15 protein-coding genes are annotated in these 24,895 nt (G+C 40.0%); 2 read left to right on the plus strand and 13 right to left on the minus strand.

The features are described 5' to 3' along the window. Positions 1 to 5: 5 nt before the first annotated feature. The 12 genes from KAN5_RS02080 to bcsR form a co-directional block, all read right to left on the minus strand. Positions 6 to 497 (minus strand): polymer-forming cytoskeletal protein, encoded by a 492-nt coding sequence (locus KAN5_RS02080; protein WP_244390324.1) that lies wholly within the window; start codon positions 495 to 497, stop codon positions 6 to 8. Continuing rightward, entirely contained in the window at positions 487 to 1,638 is a 1,152-nt protein-coding gene (locus KAN5_RS02085) for a M23 family metallopeptidase (protein WP_244390325.1), read from the minus strand. Before KAN5_RS02085 ends, KAN5_RS02080 begins: the two co-directional genes overlap by 11 nt. Before the next feature lie 141 nt (positions 1,639 to 1,779). Further along, complete coding sequence (gene fahA / locus KAN5_RS02090) at positions 1,780 to 3,093, minus strand: fumarylacetoacetase (RefSeq protein ID WP_016708861.1); 1,314 nt, start codon at positions 3,091 to 3,093, stop codon at positions 1,780 to 1,782. 153 nt (positions 3,094 to 3,246) lie between these two features. Continuing rightward, a complete protein-coding gene (gene hppD, locus KAN5_RS02095; RefSeq protein ID WP_016708862.1) occupies positions 3,247 to 4,293 on the minus strand; it encodes a 4-hydroxyphenylpyruvate dioxygenase in 1,047 nt (348 codons plus the stop codon). A gap of 307 nt (positions 4,294 to 4,600) precedes the next feature. Then, positions 4,601 to 7,336 carry a metallophosphoesterase gene (locus tag KAN5_RS02100; protein ID WP_244390326.1) on the minus strand — a complete coding sequence of 912 codons (2,736 nt, stop codon included), beginning with the start codon at positions 7,334 to 7,336 and terminating at the stop codon, positions 4,601 to 4,603. Positions 7,337 to 7,462: 126 nt separating this feature from the next. Then, the gene (locus tag KAN5_RS02105) at positions 7,463 to 8,893 is read right to left on the minus strand and encodes a peptide MFS transporter (protein ID WP_016708864.1); all 1,431 of its coding nucleotides are present in this window, start codon (positions 8,891 to 8,893) and stop codon (positions 7,463 to 7,465) included. Positions 8,894 to 9,154: 261 nt separating this feature from the next. After that, positions 9,155 to 12,991, minus strand: coding sequence for a cellulose synthase subunit BcsC-related outer membrane protein (locus KAN5_RS02110; protein WP_244390327.1), 3,837 nt, complete (start codon positions 12,989 to 12,991; stop codon positions 9,155 to 9,157). After that, positions 12,982 to 14,112, minus strand: a complete 1,131-nt coding sequence (gene bcsZ / locus KAN5_RS02115) for a cellulose synthase complex periplasmic endoglucanase BcsZ (RefSeq protein WP_016708866.1) — start codon at positions 14,110 to 14,112, stop codon at positions 12,982 to 12,984. Before bcsZ ends, KAN5_RS02110 begins: the two co-directional genes overlap by 10 nt. Next, positions 14,112 to 16,361 (minus strand): cellulose biosynthesis cyclic di-GMP-binding regulatory protein BcsB, encoded by a 2,250-nt coding sequence (bcsB, locus tag KAN5_RS02120; protein ID WP_138554930.1) that lies wholly within the window; start codon positions 16,359 to 16,361, stop codon positions 14,112 to 14,114. Before bcsB ends, bcsZ begins: the two co-directional genes overlap by 1 nt. Positions 16,362 to 16,366: 5 nt before the next feature. Beyond that, positions 16,367 to 19,024: a UDP-forming cellulose synthase catalytic subunit gene (gene bcsA / locus KAN5_RS02125; RefSeq protein WP_016708868.1), complete on the minus strand. Its 2,658-nt coding sequence runs from the start codon at positions 19,022 to 19,024 to the stop codon at positions 16,367 to 16,369. Then, complete coding sequence (gene bcsQ, locus KAN5_RS02130; RefSeq protein WP_016708869.1) at positions 19,017 to 19,736, minus strand: cellulose biosynthesis protein BcsQ; 720 nt, start codon at positions 19,734 to 19,736, stop codon at positions 19,017 to 19,019. The genes bcsA and bcsQ overlap by 8 nt, the downstream gene beginning before the upstream one ends. 6 nt (positions 19,737 to 19,742) lie before the next feature. After that, on the minus strand, positions 19,743 to 19,952 hold the full coding sequence (gene bcsR / locus KAN5_RS02135) for a BcsR/BcsP family cellulose biosynthesis protein (protein ID WP_016708870.1): 210 nt from the start codon (positions 19,950 to 19,952) through the stop codon (positions 19,743 to 19,745). Positions 19,953 to 20,072: 120 nt separating this feature from the next. Between bcsR and bcsE the strand changes: the two genes are divergently transcribed. Both bcsE and bcsG read left to right on the plus strand, forming a co-directional pair. Beyond that, entirely contained in the window at positions 20,073 to 21,692 is a 1,620-nt protein-coding gene (gene bcsE / locus KAN5_RS02140; protein WP_244390328.1) for a cellulose biosynthesis protein BcsE, read from the plus strand. A gap of 169 nt (positions 21,693 to 21,861) precedes the next feature. Then, positions 21,862 to 23,439, plus strand: a complete 1,578-nt coding sequence (bcsG, locus tag KAN5_RS02145) for a cellulose biosynthesis protein BcsG (RefSeq protein WP_244390329.1) — start codon at positions 21,862 to 21,864, stop codon at positions 23,437 to 23,439. An 84-nt stretch (positions 23,440 to 23,523) separates the two neighbouring features. Here the strand turns inward: bcsG and KAN5_RS02150 are convergent, their stop codons facing one another. Beyond that, positions 23,524 to 24,738: a DUF642 domain-containing protein gene (locus KAN5_RS02150; RefSeq protein WP_244390330.1), complete on the minus strand. Its 1,215-nt coding sequence runs from the start codon at positions 24,736 to 24,738 to the stop codon at positions 23,524 to 23,526. Between the last annotated feature and the right edge of the window lie 157 nt (positions 24,739 to 24,895).

Here is a 24,895-nt window from a genome sequence, read left to right on the forward strand (position 1 = left end):
ACCGCTTACTCTTTTTCTGCGGCTTGCTTATTAAAAAATGACAGGTCGTTATCACCAGTACTTAGTACTGATGCGAGTTCAGGTTTTGACTCTGTACTATGGGTAACTAACTCAACGGTTTCAGCTTCGTGGCGTTGTTTTAAGTTACCTTCGATAATCGCTCCAGCATCAATACTGAGAGTATCTTGGTAAACGTCACCATGTACTTGTGCTGAGCGTTCAATGACGACTTTACTAGCATTGAGTGAGCCAATTATCTTGCCTTTGACAATTACGCTTTCAGCAATTACAGAGCCTTCTACACAGCCTGTATTACCGATCACTAAATGATTAACACGCACATCACCATCAATGCGTCCATCAAGTTGCACTTCACCTTGGCTGATCAAGCTACCCGTTAAACGAACATCTTCAGAAATGATCGATGGCGTGTGGTTGGTTCTTTTTAATTGTGAATCAGAAGAACTACTTACAGTTGATTTTTTTTTACCGAACACGAGAAAGCGCCTTTGTTATTTTTACAGGGTTGACATGTTTGTCGTTAAGTAACACTTCATAGTGTAGATGAGTACCAGTACTTCTGCCAGTGCTGCCCATTAAGCCAATAACATCATTTTTAGCAACGGTTTGGCCTTTTTTTACTTTGATTTTATTTAAGTGACCAAAGCGAGTTACAAAACCATTTTTATGTTGTAATTCAATAAAGTTTCCATAACCACCATTACGTCCTGCGCGTAGCACTGTGCCATCTGCAGGGGCAAAAATTTCGGTTTTATGCCAGCCCGCTAAATCAACACCTTTGTGAAAAGCGTGACGGTTATTAACGGGATCTTTACGCAGCCCAAAACTGCTCGAAATATAGTAGTTTGCAGCAGGCAGAGTTTGCGGTAACTCGCTGAGAAGGTTTTCGAGGTTGTTTAAGGCAAGTAACTTATCGGCAATGGCTAAAAATTCAGTCGGAATTTTGGACTCATCAAATAAATCCAGCGGACCACCTTGGGCTGTTTCTGACACTTCACCACTAAGGCGACGGGATAAGGCAGTATCAAGTCCTGCACCTTTTAGCATTGTTAAAATATCGCGATGGCGCAACTCTATTTGCTGCTCGATTTGTAGAAAGCTTTGTAAGTAATGTGTCTCGAGTTGCGTAATGCGCTGTTCAACAGACTGTACACTAACTTGGGCACTGTCAGGGCTTTTTTCATCAACGAGAGGCTCATGAAAATCGCCTTGTAATTCTTTAGTCTCGATATTCTCAATTGTTGCGGCATCGTCGATTGGATTGCTCATCGACTCGGGTAGAGAATCGATCATGCTTTGTAATAAAGCTTGTTTTTGTTCTAGTACCGCAAGCTGTGCGAGTTGTTTTTCGTATTGCTGCTGTTGCTGCTCTTTTTGAAGCTGCCACTGTTGTTGCTTTGATAGTTGGCTTTGTTCAATATCGGAGATTTTGTTGGTTTGCGAATAAATTTGTAAAGTAGATATGGTCAACCAGGCTAAAGCAATTAAAACAACTACTACAGCTGAAACTTGTAACCAAGGGGCTAATATCACATGTTTAACCTCACCATTTTGGCGGATCAACAACTGTCTAGCTGGGAATAGTTTGTGATAAAAAGACTTAATAAATGCTGACATGGCTTATAAATACTGGCTATTAACCGAATTAAGATAGCAATCTGAGCTGAAAAAGCCAGTAAAAAATTGTAATTTATCTTAAAAAAGGAGGCATTGGTCGCCTCCTTCAAAAAATATATTTAATAAACGTTTACAATTTAGTTACTTAGCAGGCAGAACCGTACCTTCAACGCTACCGAAACCAATACGTGCAAAACCGTCTTTTTCACACCAACCACGCATAATTACGTTATCGCCATCTTCTAAGAAGCTACGTTGCTCACCGTTATTAAGCGTGATTTTCTCTTTGCCACCACGAGAAAGTTCAAGTAAAGAACCTGCTTCTTCATGCGTTGGCCCAGATTGTGTACCAGAGCCTAACATATCACCAGGCATAAAATTACAGCCATTTACAGTGTGGTGAGTAACCATTTGTGCCACTGTCCAGTATGAATGTTTAAAGCTTGACTTAGATACCTGTGAAGGCGCTGCACCTTGTTCACGCATTTTTGCGGTCTCAATTTGTACATCCATTTTAATATCAAAGGCACCAAGCTCACGGTTTTTGCTTGATTCTAGATAGTCTAATGGTTGCGGATCATTTTCATCCCGTGTCCATGATGTTCTAAAAGGTGCTAATGCTTCTGTTGTAACAATCCAAGGTGATACAGTTGATGCAAAGTTTTTCGCTAGGAATGGCCCAAGTGGTTGGTATTCCCATGCTTGTAAATCACGCGCTGACCAGTCATTGAACACACAAAAGCCAAATACATGGTTTTCAGCATTTTCAATTGCAATCGCATCGCCTAATTCGTTACCTTTACCTAAGTAAATGCCTAGCTCTAATTCATAATCTAAACGTTTACATGGGCCAAGTGATGGCACGTCTGCGTCTGGCGCTTTAGTTTGACCATTTGGGCGATGAAAGGTTTGTCCAGATACATCAATTGATGAAGAGCGGCCGTGATAACCAATAGGCACCCACTTATAGTTAGGAAGTAGTGGGTTATCAGGACGGAATAGACTACCGACAGCTGTTGCATGGTAAATTGATGTATAAAAGTCAGTGTAATCGCCAATACGACATGGTAATGCAAACTCAATATCAGCTTGGGCAATTAATGCCTCGCTTAACTTAGCTTGCTCTGCTGCACCTTCGCGTAGTGCTTTTGATAACGCTAAACGCAGCGCTGACCAGTATTGCTGACCAAGACCCATAAATTCATTTAACGTTGCTTGGCTGGCAGCAGCTACGGCGGTTTGTGCATCGCCTGAGAAAATAGCCAGTTCGTTTACTTTGGCAAGGTCGATCACTTGGTCGCCAATGGCAACAGCACCACGAAATGCTTCGTCAGAGTTCTTACGACGTACTTCTGCAAATGGTAAGTTTTGAATAGGGAAGTCACAGTTTGCAACATTCGCTGAGGCTACCCAGCTAGTTAAATTTATATCATGGGTTTCGTTAATTAAACTCATTACATTTCCTTTGGTTTAGTCAGTCGCGCTTTACAGTGGATATGGTGATGATTAGCGCGATTTAAACAGTGAAAATTAGATTGTCATTTATAAAATAGATTAAACGACAAAAAGCAGCGAGATACGCTGCTTTTTAAATTTATAATGCGGTGTTTATAAAACGCCGCGACGCTCTTGGTCACGTTCGATTGATTCGAACAGCGCTTGGAAGTTACCTTCACCAAAACCACCGTCATCAACACGTTGGATCATTTCAATAAAGATTGGGCCAAATAAGTTTTTAGAGAAAATTTGCAATAAGTAGCAATCTTCACTTTGGCTATCTACTAGAATTTGATGTTCACGGATTTTCTCTTTGTCTTCTTTTACCCAAGGTACGCGGTCAAAAATAGTGTCGTAGTACTCAGGGATGATATCAAGAGTCGCAATCGTTGATTTATCAAGCTTATCTAATGAGCTAACTAAGTCATCAGTTAAGAATGCTAAATGCTGAACGCCAGGACCATTGTATTCACCAAGGTATTCATCAATTTGGTTGTTATCGTTGCCTTTACCTTCATTAATTGGAATAGAGAAGGTGCCGCACGGTGATTTCAGTGCGTAAGAAAGTAACGCGGTTTTTTGACCTTTGATGTCAAAGTAACGAACTTCAGTAAAACCAAATACGTCTTTATAAAAGTTAGCCCATGTTTCCATAGTGCCTTTATAAACGTTATTAGTTAGGTGATCGATACGGATAAACCCTTTATCAGCAACGATATTTTGCTCATTTAAATCTTCAAAATCTTGCTCATAAATAGAACCTTTATCGCCAAACTGCTCGATAAAATAAATTAAGCTGTCACCAATACCGTAAATTGCTGGGTATGGTAAGTCTTTATGAGTAGACTCCGTAGCAGGTTTTGCACCTCGTGCCACAGCGGTATCGAATGCGTGTTGGGCATTCTCTACACGCCAGCCCATAGAGCAAATTGCAGGGCCATGGCTTTTCGCAAACTCTGCTGAGAAACCATCACGTTCATTATTTAGTAAAAAGTGAATATCGTTTTGGTTGTAATAAACAATGTCTTTACCTTTGAATGTTTTTAGTTTTGAAAAACCAAAATCGGTAAACACTTTATCCATATAATCTGCATCAGGTGTAGCGTATTCAGTAAACTCAATACCTACCAAACCTAAAGGGTTAGTTACTTCACTCATTATAATTCTCCCGCAATAAGCACTGCGTCTTGTTGTGTCTGATGCGCAGATAATTAACCATAACGAGTAAAAGGGGAAGAGCCCGCATCTATTTAGCTAACAGGCTATTTGTAAATTAAATGGGACGATCATTTAAAAATGTAGATGGAATAGGGGAAGCTGTAATGGTTGCTGTTTGATAGTTAAATGTTTGCGCTCTTTAGGATTGCTTAGTTGATTGATATTAATGATTAATTTGTTTTAATTGAGGATGTAAACTAAGGATGTTAAGGGAGTTTCCTCCCTTAATTTAATCGCTGGATTGTAATTAATTGTTTACGCTCGGGCCGCGTTTGTTAAAAAACTTGCTGCGCTGCTCTAGCCACAAATTAGGTTTTATAGCGGGGGCACTTTGATAATGACGCTCAACCGTCTGGTTTAATGATCGTGTATTTGGCTCAAAGCGTAAAGTTTGCTGCGCGCCAGCCATGCTTTTTATTTCATCGCGAGTCATTGCGCGACCTGCATAAAGCAAAGCGTTTAAGTAACCGGGCTCTGTTTCATAGTTATTATCAGTCAGTAGTAACACGGCTTTGTTTAATGCCCAGCGACGATTAATTTCACCCTCTCTTTTTACGCCAGCTAGCTCACCATCAACGTACACTTCAAACACGCCATTATCTGGTGCTGTGTAAAAGACAAAGGCGATGCGATGCCAGGTATCTGATTGAGTGTTGCCAAAGTAACCACTTTCGCTGGTTGATTTACCTAAGCCACCTTCAGGATTAATGTATATATCAGCATCGTCTGTTAAGTAATTTACCGTATCGGTTTGCACCAGAGCGCGGTAAATGTCTTTGACTGCCAGTGGCCAGTAAATGTCCATTACTAGCGTGTAATCTGATACGAGGCCTTCATTGATAAAGTCACCATTAGCAGCTGTATTGAGGGTGATTTGTAGCCCTTCAGTAGGAGAATGATCGGTAAAGGCCATTACGCCTGAAGCACCGTCATTTAAATCGGCAATATTTAATTCAGAAGTGGTCTTATAAACAGTGTCCTCAGGGCCCCAGCCACTTTGTTCTGGATCGAAGTAGCTAAGGGTTGATGGCCCGTAATCTGCTTTGAGTGGCTTACTGGGATCATCAAAATTCCAAATGGTAATATTTGCTTGATCTTGGCATGAGTTGAGTTGAGTGTTTGTATCTATATGCAGACACTGGCTGGTGCGGTAGCGAGCGTACTGATCAAGTAATTGCCATGTTTCAGCCAGTAATTGCGGCTCAGCAAAGGTAATACTATTGAAAAACAGCTCACCATTAAAAGCGGGGCCTTTTTGCAGTGCTAAATTATAAGTTTGACTGTCAGTAATACTATCTGGGGCTAATAATACCCAATCTGGTTGACTCGCTATCATGGTTTTTAATTCGCTACCATTTACCGTAACTTGATAAATTGCACTAAAGCCGGGTGTGTTAGAAGGTTGCCTTTCAACTTTAAAAGCATTATGAAAATCTTCTTGTGTCAGCGTACCGGGTGTCCAGCGAGTTTGCACTTGGCTAGGATCAAAAAGGGCTGCATCTATTTGATACTGCTGTTTTACAGCACGAGTCGTGATCTCCATTATTTGTAACGCGCTCGGGTAGTTTTCTGAAATAGCTATTTCAGTATTGGCATCTGGAGCGTATTTACCCATCAAAAAATCTATTTGCGTTTGCAATGCTTCATCAACAGTCCCGATGTTTGCCGTGGCTACCGTATTGTAGTTGATATCACTAACCGTTTTAGTTGCTAAATCAAAGGTTAACTCTAAGTCAGTTAAACCTTGAGCAAAAAAGTTTGGCTGGATCACTAAACTGCCATTATCGAGTTGCTGAAAGCTTTCTCCGCCATGAGTATGACCACCGAGGACTAAGTCAATGCCTGGCACGTTTTGAGCTATTTGTGTATCGCCACCTTCTCCTAAGTGACTGAGCATTACCATGTAATCCACATCTTGACGATGCTGCTGAACAATTGTTTGCGCTATCTCTTGCCACTGCCAATTCATTTTAAAATTGGCGATAAAGTCAGGAATTGGAGCGGTTTCTACCGGTCTATCTAGTTCATTCCAAGGCACAGAGGTCATGCCAAAAAAGCCCACTTTTAGACAGCCAACTTGAACAATTGAAAAATCAACTGCGTCGAAACTTTGCGTACTATCACCTGTGTATTGAGTGTTGCTGGCTAATACAATGGCGTGATCATCATTGGCGTAATCAAGTAACTGCTCAGGGCCCCATGCATAATCGTGATTACCCACTACACGGACATCAAACGCCATTGCTTTTATTGCCTCAACGGTGATTAAGCCTTTGGAAGTTTGCTCTGCCACGGTGCCTTTTTCATAGTCATCGCCACCATTGGTGAACAAGGTATAAGGCTGCTCTGCGACGGATTGTTGGTAATACCCTTTAATACGACTAAATAAACGTTCTTTAAAACCAAATCGAGCATGGAGATCTGCTACATGAATAAAGCGCATTTTTTGCGTTGTTTCGTTACTCGGGCAGTTTGGTCCAATATTTTTAGTAATTGGAACAATGGGTCGAGATTTAATAGCGAATGTACCTAATGTGGTAATTTGTGCGCTAACTCGGTTGTTTTCTGATGTGGTACTTGCGAGCGTGCGCCATTGTCCATCGATTAACTGAGCAATGGCAAATAGTTGGTTATCAGCAGCACTTTCGGTACTGATTGATAAAGTGCTTGGAGTGTTAAACGATAGATCTTTTGGACTAAAGCTATACAGTGCAGAAATGATCCCCTGTGCTTTATTGCTTTCATCAAGGGGTGTTTGACTAAATATAAAACGTGTATCGGTATTCACCGCATTTTTGGGGATGCTGATAGTGACTAAGTCATTGTCAAAACTTTGTGTTAACCCATCATTAGCAGAGATTATTAGATCCGTTTCATCTACAACAAACGCGGTATCTTTAACTGTATTGTCTCCGCCACATGCATTTAAAAGGCAGAGCAATAAGATGACTAAAAAGAGTTTTTTGTATATTGAAAAGGGCATCGTAGTCCGTACAAAGTTCAAATTGACGGTGTGTATAATAGCAGTATTTAGGGACGTGATATAGAGGGGATTGTTTAGAAAATCTCCACAAGCAGGGCTGCTTGTGGAGAAGCTTTGAACGCTTAATTACGGTTTTTCAGCAACTACTTCCAGCTCTTCAGCTAAAATGTGCTCTTGTGTGTGCGGCTCGTGTTGACCCTCAGCACCGTGCATCCATTTAACAAGTTTGTCACTTAGTAAGTACATGATCACTGCAGAAAGTACAGCTGTTGCACCTAAACCAATGAAAATGCCTAGCGCATTATCAAGGGCTTCTTCACCTTCGCCTAAGAATGAACCTACAAAACCGGCAATCTTATTCGCAACTGCTGTACATAGGAACCAAATACCCATTAACATTGAAGCTAAGCGTAGTGGGGCTAATTTACTGACCATAGATAAGCCAATAGGTGATAAGCATAACTCACCTAGTGTATGGAATAAGTAGAATAACACTAACCACATCATGCTGATTTGTAATGTATCACCTTGACCTTGAGTCATAAGTGCTAAAATCATAGTGATAAAGCCAAGTGCCAAAAAGACTAATGCAATTGCAAACTTAACTGGTGAGTTAGGCTCTCGTTTATCAAGTTTTAACCAGATAATAGCGACCAGTGGGGCAAAAACAATGATGAAAATAGAGTTTAATGATTGGAACCATGACGCTGGAATTTCAAAGTTGAATAGCATACGGTCAGTATAATCATTAGCGAATAAGTTCATTAGGCCACCGGCTTGCTCAAATCCCATCCAGAAAATGATACTAAATACACTCATAGTAAAAATAACTTTAATGCGGTCAGTTTCAACTTTTGTTAAAGGAACTTTAACGTCAGAGTTAGATTGCGATTGCGCTAGTTTGGCTGAAGGAACGACACCTATATCGCCTAAGTATTTGTTGCTTAACATAACTTGCATTGCAACAGAGATAAGCATACCAATCCCCGCAACGATGAAGCCGTATTGCCAACCCATAGCAGCCGCTGCATAACCGGCAACTAATGGACCTAATGCGCCACCTAAGTTAATGCCCATGTAGAAAATAGTGAAGGCACCATCACGACGTTGATCACCCTCTGTATATAAGTCACCAACCATGGTTGAGATATTTGGCTTAAATAAACCGTTACCCATACATAGTAATGCTAAACCAATGTAGAATACATTTTCTTCTTGGCCAGCTAGCATGCTATGCGGAATACCCATAGTGAAGTGACCAGCCGCCATTAATAGGCCACCGATGATGATTGCTTTACGTTGACCAAGTACGTTATCGGCTAACCAACCACCAAATAATGGCGTGATATAAACAGCCATAGTGAATGTACCGTACAGGCTTAGTGCGTCGGCATTACTCCAACCAAAACCACCTTCTTGAACAATCGCAACGAGATATAATACTAAAATGGCACGCATGCCGTAATAACCAAATCGTTCCCACATTTCTGTGCCGAACAACAGGAATAACCCTTTAGGATGCCCTAAAAAGTCACCTGCTTTAGGTAATGAACTCATATTTACTTCCTAACTCAACGTTAATTATTGCGGCCTTATATTTTTTGCTTTAATCGTTCATGTGATAAAAACACTGATTGAACGGGCGGCCATGATTTTGTTTTTTATGCAGCTAAGGTAATGGTTTGCTCACTAAGGTATTCCTTAGTGGGTAAGAGTCACACCCTTATCCTAGCTACAAGTGCGGCTAAGTATACATACACCTTATGTGCAGGGGAAGTGCTTGCGATAGTTAGCTGTACTGTGGTTTTAAAACAGTGACTAATAGTCTGCGTAAGGCACTACAGGGGTTCCAGGGAAAATCATTTCACTATAAACAGGTTTAAAGTAATAGCGGAAATAAAGCTGAGCATAGTTAGGCTCATAAAAATCAGCACGATCTAAGCTAAAAAAGCCACCAAAAAACCAATGCGGTGTATAGCGGTATTCAAAACTACCGCCTAGGTTATACGAGATACCCGAACTTGTGTCGCCTTCAAAAATGGGGCTGATACCTGTCGTCGTTTCGCCCCTGACAATTGCTTGCTGCTGTAATAGCGGATCGTTAGGGAAAAACTCACTGTCATCTGTGGTAGTCGTTGACCAAGAAATCCCCGCTCGAAGGCGGTAAATAAAGTCGTTATTAACGCGACGGTCATAAATCACTGGCAGTGATACGCCTATATAGTTTTGTGGACTGTAATAACCGCCATGACCAAAAGTTTCTTCGCTTAGATTATATTGATAAGACCAATGTAATAAGTTTGCACCTAGCGTTAACTCGGTATTCTTTTCACGAATATAGCGGTTATAAGCGCCGCCCATAAGGCTGTAACGTTGGTTTTCTTTAACGTTTTTACCTTGTAATAACTGAAAATCAGTCGATGCCCAAAATCCCCAGTCGAGCCCTAAATCATGAGATAGATTAAAACGTAAACTGGTCGCTCTTACACCCCCCCAAACTTCGTTGGTGAATACATCTTCAAGGCCTGCATACGATAAAACTGAACTGGTTAATGGGCGTTTATTGAGTGTTAGGCGATATCCAAAGTTACCAAAATCACCATTGTAATCAATACCCCAGACAATATCTTCGACCAAAAAACCGATTGGTGTAGTACCAATATCAAAGCGCCACGTATCATTAAACCATGCCAAGCCTATATCAATGCCTTCTTGTTGTGGTTCAATACTATTTAACGGACAATCTAAGATACACAATGCACCTTGACCATAGCGACTGCCTGAGAAGCTTTCATCAAAGCGGGTTTCTTGACTGGAGATTGTCATTGGGTCAAGTTTAACAATCCCAGTGCCTTGCCAAAGTGGGAAGCCGATCTCAATAGGCATAGATCCAGCGCCTAAACTGGCATCACTTTGAGTACTGGTTTGACTGCTAAAGTTAACACCACTGGTGATATATACCTGATCTTGTTGCTGCATGCGTGCCAGTTCACGTTTTGCATTATTTACGTACCAAGGTGCGTCATCGTCAAGGGTGTAAAGCTGATAATTTAGGTCAGGGTTATTTGCAACTTTAGCACTACTATATGGCTCTATTGCTTCTAAATACCATTGTTGGGCATATGCATTTTGTTGGTGTTTCTCAGCAACTAGCGCGCCTTGATAATATAACTCTTGGCTATGGTTTGACTTTGTTAATAGCGCTTTTGTTAAAGGAATAACAGTGTGTTGATCTGAGTAATCAATTAATGCGGTCATCAATAACTGTTGTTGATAAGTTTGCGTAGGGCTTACATCATTTACTAAGGTTGCAATGATACGATCTGATAATTCGTGATTACCCAACTCACGGCTTGCACGGGCAACAGCTAAAGCGGTTTGTGGCTCAAGCGTATTACCCAATTGTAATTGCGTTTGGTAAAGTTTTATGGCCATTTGGCGATGATCAAGTTCAATATATGCTGTGATCAAAGCGTCAGCAAGCACGGCATTATTAGGGTGTTGTTGCAACAGGGCGTTTAATTGCGATATGCGTTGTTCGCCTTGATTAAATTTATTAATGTAAGCAGCTTGCAACGCGAGCCATCGATCACGCTGTTCGTTACCGGCGGCAGGTGGTAATTGGTAGTTGACAAACCAGTGCTTAGTTAGGGTTATATCTTCACTCTCTAATAGCCATTGACCGTAGGTCATATGCCAATAAGGGCTTAGCGTATTATCACGACTAAGGGCTGCATTTAATTGCCTTTCAGCGTACTGATTTTCATTTATTTGGCGCCACTGCAAGGCAAGCTCTGCTTGCATTAATGGCGTGAGCGGCTGTGCTCCAAGCTCAGTTAAGTTATAAATAACTGTTGCCTTACTTGCGTTGTTATTACTTGCCAGTCGGTTCATTTTTGCATTAATAGCTAGCTGCTGTGCCAGCTGTTCAATCTCTTCACTACGGGCATTATTTGGTACGAAATTTAAGGTCTCCAGAGCACCTTGATAATCATTTAACGAGCGTAAGAATAATGCATGGCTGTAGCGAAGCTCTGCATCTAGCGGAAACTGCCATAAAGTTTTTTTATACAACGCTTTAGCGTGTTCGAGTAAACCTTGTTGTTGATATAGATTAGCTAAATCGTAATACAACCAGCTTTCTAGAGGGGTTTTCTTAATCGCTAATAACAACAAGCTGACCGCAGCATCTAATTGACCCTGGGTGGTGAGTTCATCTGCTCTTTGGCGTAATTGCTTACTTTGAATAACCTTATAATCTTGTGCAATCACAGCTTGCTGCGCACGGGTTAAATTTTCGTAAAACTGATCACTGCGTTGGTAGTTATTATCGCTACTGGTTAACGATAACATTGCATTAAGTACTTGGGCATTAAGTGGATCGTGCTTTAACACCGTTTGATAAGTGCGCATTGCTAGTTGATAGTCACCACGAGCCTGAAATAGTTGCCCCTGATAAAAGCTAACGGTATTGGGATCTTCATCTAATGTGGCAGCAAGGTCGAGTTTTAATTGCGCTGCTTTAAAATGCTTTGCTGTTAATGCATGTTTTGCTTCATCTATGTACTGCCAAAACTTTGCCGTTGTTGCTAAGCCTTTATAGACTGAAATAAGATCAATGTTTTGTGTATTACGCTGAGCTTTTTTGAAGTAACTATAAGCTTGGCTATTGTTACCTTGGCGTAAATTCAGCAGCCCCAGACTGTTTAAAACGTCATGATCATTTGGTCGACCTTGTAAGGCTTGGAGCAATAAATTGTTTGCTTTAGCATAGTGTTTTTTCTCAAGCGCAGCGGCGCCTTGTAACCATTTTTTATATGCTGGATCAGCTTGCTTAATTAATTCAGCTTTCAGGCTTTTTTGAAAATCTGCATACTGTAACGCGCCCTTACTACTGTGAGGAAATGCTTTCAGATACGCTTGATAGGCTTGTTCAGTTTTCTTATCAATTGGCATATCTGCAAGAGCGTTAAGCCAACCAAATTCGGCTTCGACACTGTATTGGTTGCTATGCGCATAATAATTAAAAATTTCCAGCGCCTGTTTATCACGAGGCTTACGCTTTAAAATATGCCGTGCATAGGCAAGCTCAAAACGACCCACATTGGCAAAACGAGTTCTTAAAGACTGATAGCCGCGCAGTGCTTGCTGCCAACGATCCGACTCGGTGGCAATCCAGTTAATGTGCTCAAACTCATATTCAATACTTGGATATAAAGGTGAGAATAATTGATCATATATTTTCGTTGCAGCTTGGTATTGACCAGCACGAGCTAATAAACGAGCTTGTTGAATTTGTTCTTTATATTCAGTATTACTTTGCGCCAATAATGTTAATTGCGCTACACAAGGCTGCTTTTTATCAATATCAGTTAATTGATTGATCACAGCGCGTGCTTTTGTGGGTTGATTTAAAGCAAAATAAACCCGTGCTTGAGCGCATCGCACCAGTATATTTTTTGGTGCAATACTCAGTAGTTTATCCAAGCTATCAGTCATTAGTAATTGGTTTTGCTGAATTTCACCTAGCTTTACTTGGCTCACTAACCATTCAATTGAGTGTGTATCGAGATCGCTGGCACTGTTAGCACTGAGAGCTGAGCTAAAGGGTACCAAGCTAAAAAATAGCAAATAAAGTCGCCACCTTAACGGCATTCAGAACTCCAGTTTGGTACAAGCTTGCCCATTTCATCAATTCTAAATTGCTTATTGAGAGTACTCGTGCCGAATAAATACAGCACACTGTCATAATAACGGGTAGTGGTGAATGAAGTATCGATCATCATCTGTTGTTGCAACGCTGTAAGTGTTTCATTTTTATTATTAATTGCTAATAATGGCAACAAAGCTGCATTAAAACCTTGTGGGCCATTTTTATCTGCTTTACCCGTTTGTGCATAGGTCGTTAATGGCGCGTTTGTACGATTGACGACATGGGCAAGCATTGGCTGAAATTGCTCAATTAGCTCATTTCGAAAAGGGGCATTTTCAGCCATCATACTGGCCCATAAGTAGACCCTAATTGCATTGTAGCTACCAATATCAGGCGTGTTCTTATCGTAATAAAAGCCTTTACTAGGTTGATACAATACCCAGTCCGGACTGACTCCTGATTGACTTGTTGCCAGCAACATTTTTGCTGAAGCATCATGCAGTTGCTGCCAAGGTGAGTGAGGGTAACGTTGGCTGAATTGCTGTAGGATGAAAAGAGGCACGTAGCTTGGGTTTAATTTAGTGATATTCCCTTCATACTCAAAGCCTGCAGGGGCAGGTAAAAGAGAAAGCCCTAAGTTTGCAAGATGAGCGGTTTCTTCACGCATGATACGCTGGGCCATGACGGCTGCTAGCACATTATAACGCCTGTCTTGCCATAAGTCGGCCGCTTGAGAAAGGGTATAGGCTATCCATAAGTCAGAATCTGATGCAGGGTTTGAATCTAAAATTGCTTCCTGACCTTGTTGATTAATACCCCATTGCCACGCAGGTAAACGTGTACTTAGATCGCCCTCGGCTAAATGGGTTTCGGTCCACTCTAAAACGTTATCAAAGGTGTCACGGTCGTTGGCTATTAAAGCAAAAAATAGTGCGTATGATTGCCCCTCTGAGGTGGTGATCGATTGTTTGCTGCCCAGATCAATTACACGTCCCTGCGCAGTAATAAAGTGCTGTTTAAAGGTTTGCCATTGTGACCACGGTGCGCAACTGTTTTGAGCAACACTGGATGTTGAAACCAACAGTAAGGTTAATAATGAATATAGAGATAAATAGCCTTTCATTATTGTTTGTCTCCCTCAGCTAAACGTTTTTGAGTTAACACACCCAGTAAGCGCCATAAAATAAAAGATATAAGCAACAGAGTGAGGATTGATAACAGCGCTAAAATAAATGGATGATCAGAAAAATGAAACCAAATTAATGTATGGATAGGTATATGACCAATAAAGTATTGATCGTCAGTTTTTATGGTTTTAATACCTTGGCTATTAATAATTGCCGAACTACCGCTGATTAATGCCGTTTTATCATCTTGTATTAAACTGTTACTTAGCAATGAGTAGGCGTTATCGTTAGTTGCGATTAATGACACCACTGAACGCTCTGAATTAAAAGGAGATTGGAATCCAGAAATGATCCCTAGTTTTCCTTGGCTTTGGATGCTGACTTTGATTTTCTCAGGCTGATTGTTATCAAAAGCGCCGTTATAAATAGCCTGCTCAACAATGCGTTGATTGTTTTGCAGTAAAATACTTAATGAACTGTCATCCGTTAATTGATGAGTAAAAGCGTCTGCTTTGGCAATAATTACAATGTCTTTGTCATCCAGATCAAGCTCACTGTTAGGGTGTTTTATCGTCAGTTTATGGGTTGGGTATCCGGTAATTTCACCTAAGTGGCCAGTGAAATTTAACAATAAACTGATCGCGCTCGCAGAGCTATGTTGTTCCATAATTAGCATTGTTTGATGTAAATCTGCGTATTTAGTAAAGGGAAAACCACTGTTAGCAAACACGTTTAGATCTGGTAGCGCTATATAATGGTGAAAGTCACTCACATCAATGGTCGAACTACCGTCAATTACGCCAAATTCCCCACCTGCGGGAATCGCGGTACATTCACCAGCTTTGATAAGACCAAAATGAAAATTATAGCTAAGCTGATTTTTTTTACTAAGATCGAGCCCCGTTAACTCAAAATCTTGACGGGTTTGGCTTGGCTCAGAATTCGATAGTAACGGCATAATCGTTTCAGTGGTGAGAATGTGTGACTCGTTAGGAGTCAAAATGAAACCATCAATAAACTTATTATTAATCAACATGTTTAATCTGGATAAAATGGCTTCATCAGTCGGTGCATTTCTATAACGTAAGGTAATTGGGACCCCTTGTTGGCGCCATGTAAATAAATCAGGCGCAAAGCGTAAATCAAGGTTGATAGGTTGCCCGTATAAGCCCTGTGATTGTAATTGATTTGGGTATTCTATGAATTCATCAAACGAGACTGCACGATCGGATCTAACCCAGCGAGGTGCATCATAAGCTTTACGTAACGGTAAGTTATTAATTGCATCTATACTTGCAGTTCGGCCTGTCATCACCTTATGACCAAATAGCAAACCAACCACAGCTTCTTTTAATTGTGCGGTATTTTTCCCTAAAATTAATAGCACTTTAGCGTAGCGCTGCGTGGGACTAGAGATGATCTCCACTGTCGGTTTAGTTACGTCAGGGTAATCCAGCAAAAAATCAGGTTTATTATTGTTGGTAGCAAATACAACACTGTGTTGTGTTGGGGTATGATTAAATAACACAGGGAAATTTGCTTTTCGCCAATCAGCTTGTGCGCCAAACCAGCTTGATAGAGTAGCTGCAGCTTCTAGGGTGCTCTCATCTGGTTGCGATGCAAAAATAAATGGTAAGTTAAGTTGGGTGTAATCACGCTCATCATAAAACGGAGCAGGAAAATATTCTAACAGGCTTTCAAGCGCTAATGCTTGCTGCTGTAATGTGATCGAACTTGTTTTACTTAACTCGGCCCAAATAGTCTTGCTAAAATCATCTTGGCAAATCAAATCATAATAGCCGACTAATTCAAAGCGCACTTGATTAAAATCTTTGATCAGTTTCGGATTGAGCTCAATGCTATGGTTAGCCACTTGGTTGACAGGTGTTACTTGATCCTTGATAGGCAAGACAGAAATTAGGTTTTCGTTAAAATAAACTTTTAGATGAGATACTTGGCTCAGTAGCGCTGGAGAATGGCTAAAAGAAAAGTTTAACTGCAGTTGCTTGCTTAATTTATCTAAGCGATTCGTAAAGTCAACGCGCGTGTTATTATTTACCCCATCAAGCTTATATTGGCTTACGCCTAAACGCTTAAAGCTCAAGGTGAGTGTTTCTACTTGCGCATGCTCAGGATAGCCATTATTAAAAATAGTTTTATCTGCCAGTGGTTGGGCTGATAAAACACTGCTTGCAAAGCAAATTGAAAACAGTATGAAACAGAGTTTAAAGGTCGATTTAATCATGATGGTTAAAATACTTTTTTCGGATTTATTGGTAATAACGATGCGAGTTGCGTCATTGCACGTGTTATAAAATTAATTAATGGTTTTAGCTGATTCGGAGCATGGAAAATCAAATTATTAAAGCCACGAATGCTAGTTGTAAATACTTTCTTAAAACTGTATGAAGGCTTGTCATGTTTAAAATTATCTTGCCAGTCAAGCCATGCATCCGCACGCGAAAAGGTGCATTGGATAAATGCTTTTTGTTTTTCTAAATTTAGATCCCGTAGCGTTAAGCCAATTTGTTTATCGCGGGTGTTACATATATAAGTAGGAAAAGAAAATTGTTTTTTCCCCCGGCTCATTAATAGTTCAATTTTGTCATTGGTTTTGCACATATGCTCATGCGCTGTCTCAATACCCACCCCATTATCAGAATAGTCGGTAATTTTAACCTTCATCGTTCGGCCGTTGCTAAGTCGAATAGCAGCGGGGAAGTTGGCTTTTATCCGGTGTGAGCTGCGCACTTGCTTTGCTTCTGCGGCAACCGCAACGGCTGCACCTAGAATCATGGTGTTATAACTGGCCCATAACATACTGATCAATAACACGCCTATTTGTGAAGTATCGCCGAAAAACAACCGAAAAACGCCATAACACATGCCAATTACATTAAACGCGAGCAAAATAATATAAGGTTTAGAAATTAGCCAATCGTAGCGGGCTTTGTCATTAAAACCGCCTTTTTCGGTAACATTAAACTTGCCTTTATTGGGATTGAATAGCGCGACAGTGGTTGGTTTTAAGATATACCAAGCCAGTACGGACTCATAGACTTCTCCCCAATAAGAGTAGCGGTATTTACCTTGGATGCGCGAATTGGTTATTTTTACTTGCAACAATGTCGGCACTATATATAAAAAGATCGCGATAAAAGGGGCGTAGATAATATAAGCGTTGAAATAAATCAGCGCCAGTGGTGCGGTTAAAAATACTATACGCGGAATACCGGATAAGAAGTGCAACATCGCATTGATATAACACAACCTTTGGCCAATATTTAAGCCCTTGCCCAATAAAGGGTTGTCGAGCCGGAAAATTTGCGCCATACCGCGAGCCCAACGAATACGTTGACCAATATGGGCTGATAAACTGTCTGTTGCAAGGCCGGCAGCTTGAGGAATATTGATATAGGTTGTTTTATAACCTGCTCGTTGCATACGCAGCGCTGTATGTGCATCCTCGGTAACGGTTTCTACTGCAAACCCTCCTATTTCTTCTAATGCTTGGCGCTTTAAAACAGCACATGAACCACAGAAAAATGTTGCATCCCACATGTCATTACCATCTTGGATCAATCCATAAAACAACATGTTTTCGTTTGGTATTTGGCGATGATTATTCAGATTTCGCTCAAAGGGGTCTGCTGAAAAAAAGTGATGCGGTGTTTGTACTAAACATACTTTACTATCGTTGATGAATTGTCCCATTGTCATCTGCAAAAATGAGCGGGCAGGAATGTGATCACAATCAAAAATAGCAATGTACTCTCCACTAGTATGCTTCATTGCATGATTCATATTACCTGCTTTGGCATGTTTGTGATCTGGACGGTCAAGATAACCAACTCCAATCTCATCAGCAAACTCTTTAAATTCAGGACGTTTCCCATCATCGAGGATATAAATATTAAGCTTGTCTGCAGGCCAGTCGATACTTTGTGCTGCGATTGCAGTGGGTCTTACAACATTTAGTGGCTCATTGTAGGTTGGAATGTAGACATCAACCGTTGGCCATAAAGCGGTATCTTTATGCAATGGAATTGGTTTTCTGTGTAATGGATTAATGGTTTGAAAAAAGCCGAGAATAAGCACCAACCAGGCATAACTTTCAGCGAGCAATAAACCAATCCCTAAAGTAAGAGCTAGCGGATCGTGCCAGTTTAAAGTATCGGTATAACGCCACCATAAATAACGTGTTGAGCTTGTTACCGCTAAGGTGATCATGGCAATGGTTGCCATTTGCCCTTTCACACGCCTGAGTGAATAGGAAACAAGTAAAATTAAACTGATGAAAATGGCTTGTGCTTCAAGGCTAAATGGCACAGTAACAAAAATAACGACAGCTAGCGCCAGCAAACCATAAAACATGAAGTGTAAGAACCGGTTACGCCAAAGCTTGGCGCTTGCAATTTTTTGGTATGATTGAGTTGTTGATTTACTACTACCTAGTAGCCACAGCCGTTTGCAACTTCGAACAAGCTTAGTATCTAAGTAGCGAATAAATCGAGCTGATTTTTGAAAGAATTTAGCGCTATAGTGGGAGCGTATGCGATTTTTAGGCGCATTTTTTTTGACAGAGACGTTGAATAAAAGCAAATACAGACTTTGTAAAAAAATACGAATGCTGTTGGCTGGGGTGACAATTGGTTTACTTACGTGAGGGTACAGGTAAGCAAGCTTTGCTTTTAAGCGACGTTTATTATTGTTATCTAGCTTGATAAAAATACTCAGCAGTAACAACAAAAATGGCAGTAAAAACGCTGCTAATGCACTTACTTTATGTTGGTTAAAGTAACTATGGAATTTGAAAAAAAGAAATCTCACTATTTTTTTAGTGAAAAAAATACTTAAAAAGAGTGACATACTCTTTTGTGTTACACTTGCGCGGCTGGGTTTAGTCATTGTGAGTCGCTCGGCTGACCAGCCAGCCTGCTAACGTTTCAAAATCATCATTGGCTACACTGTAAGGGGCGCAATTGACTGCGACATTTCTAAATGCAGTAGACTCACTAATGACTTCATCTTTATTGATATACAGAGGAGCTAATAATGGCACTTCTGATTGCCATAGCTGTAATAGATCAAATTCTAGCTCTGACGCTGAGTTATAACGATTCACTAAAAAGTAATGTTGCCAGTGATTTGTTTGTTGATTGAGCTTCAGTAAGCGCTTATAAATAAAACTGTGGCAAGTAGCATCACAATTAACGACCTCTAAAAAGATATCATCTGCGCATAAATTGAAGTGGTCTAAATCCAGGTGGGCTGGGCAATCAAGTAATAGCCAGCTGTTGTCATCAACTTTCAATTGTTCACAATCACGGATCACAGTTTGCAATTCATTAAGACGACTTGGCTCACTACCAAAGGGTAAAAAAATGACGCCGTCACTGTCGCAGTGAAATTCAGCTAATGCAGCGTTCAATGAATTGTAGTTACTCCAGCCAGTGTTGTGCTCCCAGCTTAAGCCTAAATGCAAGCCAAGGTCATTTTTGGGATCAAGATCGAGCACAATCACGTTAGTATTGGATTTTTTCAGTGCGCAGGCGAGATTCGCAACAATTGCAGTTGCACCCGTTCCACCTTTTATTCCTTTAAGGTAAATCTTTCTCATTTTTGGCTAGTTACTTTTAGTTCGACCCTGCGATAATGCGTGTGTATGTACCGATGATGAAACATCTTTGATTAAAGGGTATTTATTAATTGTCTGTAAGTTTTTCTGCACATCAACAATTTCAACATACTGTTGGTTTTTACCACCAAAACGTCGCAATAAGTTAGTAATATCATATTGCGTAAGGATAGTTGAATTTTTCACAACATGAGTCATTTTAATACCCCTAATAACATAATTTGACTAACTTATTTTCTAACAAGGTAATTTGGGGTACATTATATACATACCCAAGCACAAAACTAGTCGTAAAGTATTTTTTATAGGATAATATTCGTGCCTAACTTCAAAATTGAAGGGCTAAATTCAGCTTTAGCGTATTTAAAGGATAGCGCTAATTATACGCTGTTAGCGCCTTTAGAGAATCAAGTAGTTGAGTTAGCATTACAGTTATTACCTGATATGACTGGAGATGTTTTTATCCTTTCGGAGCAGATTGATTTATTTTTTGAATCTGCGCAATCAGCACATTTAAATGCACTTTATGAACAGGGTAAAGTACACCCGTTTTCTTTTAACTCTGATCCAATTGTTAATCAAGTCAGTACATTTAACCGCTCTATCATCAATGAGTTAAAGGCATATAAAGAATTAAAAAATAGCCTTGTCTTGATACACTTTAATGCAACATTAATTACTCATGATTCAACAACTCAACTGCATGATAAACTTGCACTCTACAGTAAATTAGCTACTACTTACCAGTTAACCGTGGTTTTTATAATTACTGGTTCTGATATTGTTCATATGCGTAAAGAAATTCAAAAGCACAGTAGATTATTGGATGGTATTTTATATGTTAGTAATGACGCCTCCTTACTGACATTAGAATATGACTATTGGCGCCATAATGAAGGTGTCATAGCGCAAGAAACAGTGTATTTAGACATTGTCGATGGTTACCGCGTTACTCGCGGTCACTTTGATGAAATGCAAAGCGATGGATTAAATCAAGATTTTGATGAAAATGATGTTTGGCTGGTGAAAAGTGTTGTGCCAGAGGGCACTAAATTACCTCATTACTACCATGTGACCAGTGATAACGATGCCCTTTACCAGCAAGCTAGCCAAATGAAAGCAGCTACGTTGGTGTTTTCTGTTACTCGTTATACAGACCTTGCTGCATTGGCAAGGCAATGCTTTACACTTAGAAAACACTGTGGCAAAAAGCTGAAATTGGTTATCCAAAATGTTGATGGCATTATTCGCCATCAAGATGAGTGCTTATTTTTAACCCTAGGGGTGAACCTTATTCTGTATAGTTTCTCAGAGCCATCGCGATTGCTGTCACAAATTCAATCTATTCAAGGATTTCATTTCTCGCGACCTTTACCGCACTCTATTGAGCATGTACTGCAGTATAGCGAAAGTGCGCAGGCGAAAGGATTTCTACCCTTTATGCAATTTGCTGATCAAGTGGTCAGTTATAGCAATTCAGCCGTTAACCTTGGGGTTAGTGGGGTGCTGGTAGTATTACAGCTGTTACCGCGTATAGAGGCAATACACCCGTTGCAATTGTTTCATGTTAAGCGTGAAGGCGACATTTTTAGTACTGTGGGTAATCAGGTATTTTTGTATTTACATGCGTGTCGTGAACATGACGTTGAAAATGCAATTAAACACTTATTCAAGCTACAAATCTCGGATTTTTTTGAGTCAAAAAGTGTACTTGCTGATCACTTTTTTATTCAGCAAGAATGTCGCCGTTTAAAACGTCATTATACGGACGCAGAAATACCTGATTACACAATGCAATTAAAAGAAAATGTGAGCTATATTTTTGATCCTAAGTCGGCTGATATTGCCACTTTAAATACCGCCACACCTGAATTCAAAAAAGTGATTCGGCCATTTGCAACTAAATACCCAATGACCTTAAAGGATAAGAGCTCATGAATTTAGACCAGTTTTTTATCACATTCATTTTAGCGTTATTATTGGGGATCGTGTTAAGTCAGGTTGGCAAGGGAATGTTTGTTTATCTTGTAAGGTACTATCGAAAACTGACATTTCGTCATGTTGTGTTAATACCTTATTCACCGAAAAAAGTAAAAAAGGACAGTAAGTGAAGCTCACCGGTTTAGGGGTTTGGAATTTATATTTTCTATTAAAATTTGTGTTGTTTATTCGTGGTGATATTTCATTTCATTTTTTGGAAAATCTCGCTTTATTTAGCTTTTTAGCCTTGTCATTTAGCAAGCCATTAGTACAACGTAGCAAACATGTAATTGCGGTGGTGGCTGCAGTTGTACTGCTTTACTATGACTCCTGGTTACCACCTATTTCACGGTTAACGAAACAGGCCGCTAATGTACAAGATTTTAGTATTGGTTACTTTTTAGAGATCAGTTCAAGAGTGGTCAATGTTGATTTACTACTTGGTATTTTTGTTGCGGCTATTTTTTATTGGTATACAGCAAAATGGCTGCGTTATACCAGTTTTTCATTGTTAGGTTTTGGCTACGTTTATTGGCTGAGTACTTCAGTGCAACTGCCTTTAGAGTCTGCACCCGTTGTGAGAAATAGTCGTGAAAGTGCAGTAACAAACACACAAGTTGATGTAGTGAATACTCAGCAAACACCGGATCAACAATTACAGCGTTTTTATCAACAGCAAAGTTTGCTAACGAGCAATTTCCCAGCAGCTATAACTGGTGAATCATTTGATGTTTTAATTCTGAATGTGTGCTCTATTGCGAATGCTGATTTAGAGGCGATTGGTGTTGATGTAAATGAATTATTTGCTGATTTTGATATTTTGTTTAGCGATTTTAATTCAGCCACATCATACAGTGGTCCTGCAGCAATAAGGTTGCTAAGAGCCAGTTGCGGACAAACTAGTCAGCAGCAGCTATTTAAACCTGCCGCGCAGCAGTGCCACTTATTTAGTAACTTGGAAAAGTTAGGCTATAACACACAGGTTGCAATGAATCATGATGGTCACTTTGATGACTTTAAAGGATTGATCAGTACCTATGGTGGTATTAAAGTGCCAACATTGGACTTTACTAATTATTCACCGGCACAGTATGGCTTTGATGATAAACCCATCTATTCAGATCAAGATGTACTTATTAATTGGCTAAAATCGCAACCACAAAGTAATACTCCGCGAGCGCTGTATTACAATACCATTAGTTTACATGACGGCAATCAAGTGGCTGGGCAAAGGCGAATGAGCAGTATTGAAAGCTACCCTCGTAGGCAGCAGCAGTTATTCTCTGATATTGGCCAGTTTATTGCGCAGCTAGAAAAGCAGGGCCGTAATACATTGCTGATGGTTGTACCTGAGCATGGCGCCGCGCTTACTGGCGATAAGGTGCAGTTTTCAGGTTTGCGTGAAATACCGAGTCCAAGAATTGTATCAGTACCAACGGCGGTGAAGTTTATTGGTGCAAATGTAAAACATTCAGGATTAATTGAAGTGTCTGACCCTACAAGTTACTTCGCGTTGTCAGAGTTAGTAAGCCGAGCACTGCGTAATGATGTTTTTTCAGGGGCGGGCTCTATTCGCGCACTATTAGAGAACTTACCTGTTGCACCTAAAGTTGCTGAAAACCAAGACACCATTATGATGTATATAAATAAGCGCCCATATATTCAACTTGATGGCGGAGAATGGACAGCTTATCCGCAAAACTAATCCAGTTCAGCTAGTCTATTTTAACTACGAAAAAGCCGAGTAATAATTTACTCGGCTTTTGGTAACCTTTAAGACGTTTTTTGCTTAGTGGCAGTAGTTACTATCAACAAACGTTAAATCATTAACATGTGAAGGGCCATCCATTACGAATGTTGCCGCAGCTGTATTCTGATCGAGCATATAGATTTTTGCGTTCTCGCCTTTTACACGTCCTGATACATAAATAGTACCATCAGCAGCAATTGCAATCCCTGATGCTTGAGCCACATTATGCTCGCCAACTAATGATAACTCCATAGAGCCTTGGTCAAGTGTATAAAGTGCTTTACCAGTAAGCACATAAAGTATGTTGTTATCAGCTGAGTATGCAATGTCACCATCGGCAAATGAGTCACCAGGGAAGCTCAGTTTACCAAGTACAGTTTTATCACCTGTAGTAAGGTCAAAATCATACATGTACGTTTTACTCGTTGCACGTAATGTGGTGCCATCAGCGCTCATTACAGAACGGTAAATTGGGTAAGACGTTGCTGATGTAACTAGCGCTTGCTCATTTGTTGCAAGATCAAGAGAAAGAATTTGTGACTCTTTCGTAGTACTATCTAGCTGCTCCATAAAATATAAAACACCATCATGAGATGCAATATTCGATGCCGTATTAGTTAAACCCGCAACCGTTGAATAAGTATTTGTTTGTGTATCAATGTGATAAACAAAGCCATCTTCATTTGAGCCAAAGTTATTAATGCCATATAAGCCAGATGCACATTTGGCAGTCACTTGAACATTATCAATTAAGGCACCTAAACTATCTGACTTGCCAGCACCAGCAAACTTAAGCTCAGTTGCCGACGAGCTGGCTTTTACCGTGTAGGTAAATTTTTGCCAACCGCGTGTTGTAGAATTTAAGGTATCTAATAACTCGCCATCCCAATAAACTTCAGCTTTGTTGGTGGTTGTATTACCACTTACGCGTGCAGAGTAATAAAAGCTTATTTCATAGTTATGATCGGCTTCAGTATCTAATGTTTGCATCACATGATAATTGGCTGTTGAGTCCAACTCTAAATACTGAACTCCTTCTTGGGCAGTGATCAGACCAAGCCGATTGGTTTGGATTTCAAATTTAGCATTGTTTGAACGCTGCCAACCTGGGAGGTTATTTAATAAACTCCATTGTCCAGAAATTGTTGCAGTATTTTCAAAAGAACCATTAGTAACTAAATTTGTTGATGCTGCTGCAAAGCCTGAAGCAATTATTAAAGGTAATGTTGCAAGCTTAAAGAATGATTTTTTCATTTGTTTCTCCTACCAAAAGGTTTGAATTTCTTTTGTTAACATTTAATTTAACAATTTATGGTACTATTGTACTGTATTTTTTTCTTTTCGGTCAAATGTTGAACATGGTGGTTTTTGCAATAATCATGGTGTTTGTTCTTATTTTAAAAACAATTTA

The sequence above is a fragment of the Pseudoalteromonas sp. KAN5 genome, from assembly GCF_022846535.1.
GTDB lineage: Bacteria > Pseudomonadota > Gammaproteobacteria > Enterobacterales > Alteromonadaceae > Pseudoalteromonas > Pseudoalteromonas haloplanktis.